3 protein-coding genes and 5 pseudogenes are annotated in these 4994 nt (G+C 64.4%); 4 read left to right on the top strand and 4 right to left on the bottom strand.

The annotated features are described in order from the left end of the window. Positions 1-126 (top strand): annotated as a pseudogene (locus MKK65_RS19910) (IS630 family transposase); the annotation flags it as partial. 283 nt (positions 127-409) lie between these two features. On the opposite strand, the gene MKK65_RS19915 reads toward MKK65_RS19910, so the two are convergent. Beyond that, on the bottom strand, positions 410-670 hold the full coding sequence (locus tag MKK65_RS19915) for a hypothetical protein (protein WP_243959902.1): 261 nt from the start codon (positions 668-670) through the stop codon (positions 410-412). A gap of 245 nt (positions 671-915) precedes the next feature. On the opposite strand from MKK65_RS19915, the pseudogene MKK65_RS19920 reads away from it, so the two are divergent. Then, positions 916-1080, top strand: a pseudogene (locus MKK65_RS19920) (IS3 family transposase); the annotation flags it as partial. A gap of 5 nt (positions 1081-1085) precedes the next feature. Here the strand turns inward: MKK65_RS19920 and tnpC are convergent. From tnpC to tnpA, 3 genes and pseudogenes are all read right to left on the bottom strand, one after another. Beyond that, positions 1086-2610: pseudogene (tnpC, locus tag MKK65_RS19925) on the bottom strand (IS66 family transposase). A gap of 68 nt (positions 2611-2678) precedes the next feature. Beyond that, the gene (gene tnpB / locus MKK65_RS19930) at positions 2679-3035 is read right to left on the bottom strand and encodes an IS66 family insertion sequence element accessory protein TnpB (RefSeq protein WP_042671684.1); all 357 of its coding nucleotides are present in this window, start codon (positions 3033-3035) and stop codon (positions 2679-2681) included. Beyond that, positions 3032-3445 carry an IS66-like element accessory protein TnpA gene (gene tnpA / locus MKK65_RS19935; protein WP_243959903.1) on the bottom strand — a complete coding sequence of 138 codons (414 nt, stop codon included), beginning with the start codon at positions 3443-3445 and terminating at the stop codon, positions 3032-3034. The genes tnpB and tnpA overlap by 4 nt, the downstream gene beginning before the upstream one ends. 92 nt (positions 3446-3537) lie before the next feature. Between tnpA and MKK65_RS19940 the strand changes: the two are divergent. Further along, positions 3538-4498 (top strand): annotated as a pseudogene (locus MKK65_RS19940) (IS3 family transposase); the annotation flags it as partial. Positions 4499-4647: 149 nt separating this feature from the next. Then, a pseudogene (locus MKK65_RS19945) lies at positions 4648-4994 on the top strand (transposase); the annotation flags it as partial.

The following is a 4994-nucleotide window of genomic DNA, read 5'->3' on the forward strand; positions in this document are numbered from 1 at the left end:
ACCGCCGCTGCCCGAACCGTCCCAGACCTTTGGGCAGCCATCGCCCGGGCCTTCGCAGCCTTCACTCCAGCGGAATGCCGCAACTACATCGCCGCCGCCGGATACGACGCTTATGACCCAACCTAAACGACAACAGCTCTAATCTGCCAAAGTAGTACTAATAGGATATCTCAAATGCGACCAACAAAAAAGCTTGGTATTGAAAATAATTCGAGTGTGGCCGCCGGTTATAATAGGCCACAGACGTTGCATCCGGTGGTGGCAATGTAGTTGTGGTAACTACTAAGGAAATGGTCGCGAAGGCTTGAGCGATGGCGGCCCAAAAGTTTGGTACGGTTCAGGCAGCGGCGCTGCGCAGAAGCACCTTCAGACTCAGAAATGGTCGCTCAATCGCGTTAAATTCAGGCGACTAGCCCGACAGGTAGGGGAATCGAGCCTCGGCTACTTCGATGATTTCGAACAAGCCGACGTTTTTGCGGGATTGTTGTTTGTCAAGAATGGCGCGGCGGCCGGCTCTGAGCACAGGAGCTTGACTGCCGGCAACGTAGGCACGGAAGTACTCTCCGTTTGTTGCCCCGCCGTACAGGGTGGTCGTGATCAGGCGAGTCGTGCGCAGGGCTGCGGAATAGCGGCAGTTTTGTAATGCCCATGCGGCGAAACAATCCGACAACGTTCACCGCGCTCAGCGCCACTGTAATGACGGACCATCTTCTTCGTAGCGGCCGTCTCGTTGAGAAAGACCGGGCGACCACGATCGAGGTTGGGTCGGCGATCGAACCATTCCCCCGTGCTGCCTCCACAAGTGGCTGCTCCTGCTCAACGGCGTAGAAAGCGCCGTTTTACGAGTGCTTCTGATCGTCCTCCTTCGAAATGGTCTTCCCTGAAGTATGGCTTTTGAGCCGACAGACGAAACCGATGGCCCACCGACCCAAGCCCGAGGAGATCGTGAGCAAGCTGCGTCAGGTCAACGTGCTGGTCTCACAAGAACAAAGCGTCGCCGCTTCGATTGGGGCGATCGGCGTGACCTACTATCGCTGGCGCAAGGAGTACGGCAGCCTTAAGTCGGATCAAGGTAAGCGCTGTCCTCAGGCCACGGCTTTGAGGGCTGGCGTTGGCTGGTAAGCCCATGGCAGCAGATCATCGAGGTGCCGCTGCGGATGGCCCTCGACGATGCGGGTGATGACGTCGGCCAGGTAAGCCTGCGGCTCGACGCCGACGAGCTTGCAGGTCTCGACCAGCGAGGCGATCACCGCCCAGTGCTCGCCTCCGCCGTCCGAACCAGCAAACAGGGCATTCTTCCGGTTCAAAGCCAGAGGCCGGATCGCGCGCTCGACGGTGTTGGAGTCGATCTCCACGCGCCCATCATCAAGGAACAGGCTCAGCCCCGCCCAGCGGCTCAGGGCGTAGCGGATCGCCTCCGCGAGGTTGCTCTTGCGGCTCAGGAGGTCGAGCTTCTCCCGCAGCCACGGCTCCAGCGCTTCGACCACCGGCCGGCTTCGCTCCTGACGGGCCGCCCGTCGCTCCTCGGCCGGACGCCCGCGGATCTCGGCCTCGATCCGGTAGAGCGCGGCGATGCGCGACAGCGCCTCTGTGGCGATCGGCGAGGCCGCGGCAAGGTCATAGAATTGCCGACGCACATGGCTCCAGCAGTGGGCCAGCCGCACTTCGCCGCCCTTGGCCAGCGTCTCGTAGGCCGCGTAGCCGTCGACCTGCAGCACGCCTGCAAACCCGGAGAGATGCGCGATCGGTCGTCCAGCCGTGCGGTCGGGCGCGTACACGTAGGCGACGCCGGGTGGGTCCGTCCCACCCCAGGGCCGGTCGTCGCGCGCATACGCCCAAAGCTGGCCGGTCTTGGTGCGGCCGCGGCCCGGATCGAGCACCGGTGCCGTGGTCTCGTCGGCAAACAGCTTGCCCGAGCGCTTGAGCGTCTCCAGCAGTCGCCCGTGCACGGGCCGGAGGAGGAAGGCGGCGCGCCCGACCCAGTCGGCCAGCGTCGAGCGGTCGAGGCTGACGCCCTGGCGGGCGAAGATCTGCGCCTGCCGGTAGAGCGGCAGGTGGTCGGCGTATTTGGAGACGAGCACCTGCGCGACGAGAGCGTCGGTCGGCAGGCCACCCTCGATCAGCCGCGCCGGCGCGGGTGCCTGCACGACCGCGTCCCCGCAGGCGCGGCAAGCGTAGCGCGGGCGGCGGATCACCAGCACCCGGAAACTGCACCGGCACCACGTCGAGGCGCTCGGATACATCCTCGCCGATCCGATGCAGGTCACCCGAGCAGCACGGGCAGATGAGGCTGTCGACATCGACCACGTGCTCGACTCGCGGCAAATGGGCGGGCAGCGCCCCACGGTTCGTGCGCCGCTTGGCCCTCCGCGCCTCCTGCTTGGCCGGCTCATTCTCCTCGTCGGCAAAGCCCGCGGCCTCGACCTGCTCAGCCTCCTCCAGCCCGAGCAGAAGCTGATCCTCAGGCAGGCTCTCGGCGCGGCGGCCGAAGCGGTGGCGCTGCATGGCCAGGATGATCTGGCGCAGCCGCTCGTTCTCGGCGCGCTCCTCGGCGAGCAGCGCCTTGAGCGTCTCGGGATCGTCGAACGAGGGCGAAGCAGGCGCGGCCACGAAGCAGATTAGATCAGATCCGCCAGTGACTTACCACCGCGATGAAGCCCGCTGGCCAGCCTTTTTGCTCAGCCGGCAACCGCCGGCACGCCCACGGCACGTGCCGCATGGACGCGCTTCCAGTCCAAACCTTCGACGAGCGCCGCGAGCTGCGCCGCACTCAGCCGGACCACGCCGTCCTCGATCTTCGGCCAGCAGAACTGACCAGCCTCCAGACGCTTGGTCGCGAGGACCAGCCCGCTTCCATCCCAGACCAGGAGCTTCACCCGATCAGCGCGCTTCGAGCGGAACACGTAGACCGTGCCGGAGAACGGATCCGCGCCCATCGCGTCCCGGACCAGAGCGGCCAGCCCGTCCATGCCCTTGCGGAAGTCCACCGGCCGGGTGGCCAGCATCACGCGCACCGCGCCGGAGGGTCCGATCATGGGCAAGCCTTCAGCGCCCGGATCACCGCGGCAATTTGAGCCGTGCTCGCGTCCTGGGCGATTCGGACCGTGGCGCCTGCGATCTCGACTTCGATGCTGTGGCAGCCGCATCGCTCCCCCACCCCGGGGCTCATCTCGGCAGAGGTCGGCTCCTGTAGTCCCACACTCATCACGGCCGGCACGAACTGCAGTAGGCGCTCGCCGTCGTGTCTCCCAACCTGACGCACCAGGCGTCGCCACGTGAACAGCTGCGAGGCGCTCGATCCATGTCGGCGCGCCACCGCACTGATCGAGGTGCCCGGCCCATCGCTCTCGGCGACGATGGCCGCCTTCTCCTCATCAGACCACGTGCGCCGCCGGTCGGCCCCGGTGAACAGCTCCAGGCGCCGGATCGGCTCCGACATAGCCATACGCCCTGACATCGACATGTGACGGAGCTCCCATTCCGCTCCGTATGTCGCCTTCACACCGTCTGCCGGAAGGTGCCGCCCAGACAGCGCTTACGGATCAAGTGAAGCGGATGAAGGATCTTGAAACGGAGAAGTAGCGTCTCAGGAGAGCGATTGCCGATCTGACGTTGGACAAGCTGATCCTCCAGGAGCCGTCCCGGGGAAACTTCTTAGCCCCACGGGCCGACGCGCTTGTGTCGAGCACATCATGCTGACGATGGACGTCTCCGAGCGCCGCGCCTGCCGGGCGCTCGGTCAGCATCCCTCATCCTGAGCCTGTCGAAGGATCGACACAGCACAAGGCGCCGCGGGGCCGCGACGATGAGGAGGCGCTGACGGCTGATCTCATCGCGCTGGCGACGCGGTACGGTCGCTACGGCTACCGCTAGATCAGCGCGTTGTTGAAGACGGCGGGTTGGTTCGTCAATGACAAGCGCGTCGAGCGGATCTGGCGGCGCGAGGGCCTGAAGGTCCCGGCCAAGCAGCCCAAGCGAGGGCGGATCTGGGACAACGACGGCTACTGCATCCGCCTTCGCCCGTAATACTGCAATCACGTGTTTCGTATGACTTTGTCGAGGCGCGCACGCATGATGGACGCCAGATCCGGATGCTCAACGTGATCGATGATTCCACGTATAATTCTTGGTGATCCAGGTCGCCCGCAAGCTCAAGGCGGTCGATATGATCGACGTGCTCTCGGACCTGTTCATCCTGCGTGGCGTGCCGGGCCATATCTGTTCGAACAAAGGGCCGAGATTCGTTGTAAAAGCAGTACAAGTTTGGATCACCGGCGTCGGCATTAACGCTGCCTACATCACTCCGGGCTGGCCGCGGGAGAATGGCTCCGTCGAAAGCTTCAACGTACGGCTTCGCGATGAATTGCTCAACGGCGAGATCTTCTACACATTCGGGGAGGCGCAAATCGTCATCGAAAGTTGGAGATCTCACTACAACACCGTGCGCCCCCACGCCTCACTGGTATATCGGCCGCCGCCGCCGGAAGTGTTCATGCCAGCCTTCTCCGCTTGGCCGGCCGCGCTCGCCCGACCTGCTCCGTCAGCCAAGCTACCCGTGGTGGAGCGGCCTGACCCTGACCCACCAAACTGGTCCGCGCTGAGCGCAAGTTTTTCGGGCATCCTGAACCCTGAAGGAGGGAGGATGCCATGCCTCGCAAACGCTTCACGAACGAACAGATCGCCTTTGCCCTTCGGCAGGCGGAGAACGGCGCGACGGTGGACGAGGTCTGCCGGAAGATGGGTGTGTCCGAGCCAACGTTCTACCGCTGGAAGAAGCAGTTCGTCGGCATGGGCGTGCCGGAGATCCGGCGGCTGAAGCAGCTGGAGGACGAGAACAGCAAGCTCAAACGATTGGTGGCCGACCTGACGCTGGACCGCTCGATGTTGCAGGATGTCCTGAAGCGAAAGTGGTAAGGCCCAGCGCTCGCCGTGAAGTCGCCGGCCACCTGCAGGTGGCCTACGGCATCAGCGAGCGTCGGGCCTGCCAGGCCACC

The sequence above is a fragment of the Methylobacterium sp. J-001 genome, assembly GCF_022829565.1.
GTDB lineage: Bacteria > Pseudomonadota > Alphaproteobacteria > Rhizobiales > Beijerinckiaceae > Methylobacterium.

Coding starts and splice junctions, on each gene's coding strand:
- tnpB (WP_042671684.1), bottom strand. CDS start 3,035: ATGATCGGACCCTCCGGCGCGGTGCGCGTGATGCTGGCCACCCGGCCG.
- tnpA (WP_243959903.1), bottom strand. CDS start 3,445: ATGGCTATGTCGGAGCCGATCCGGCGCCTGGAGCTGTTCACCGGGGCC.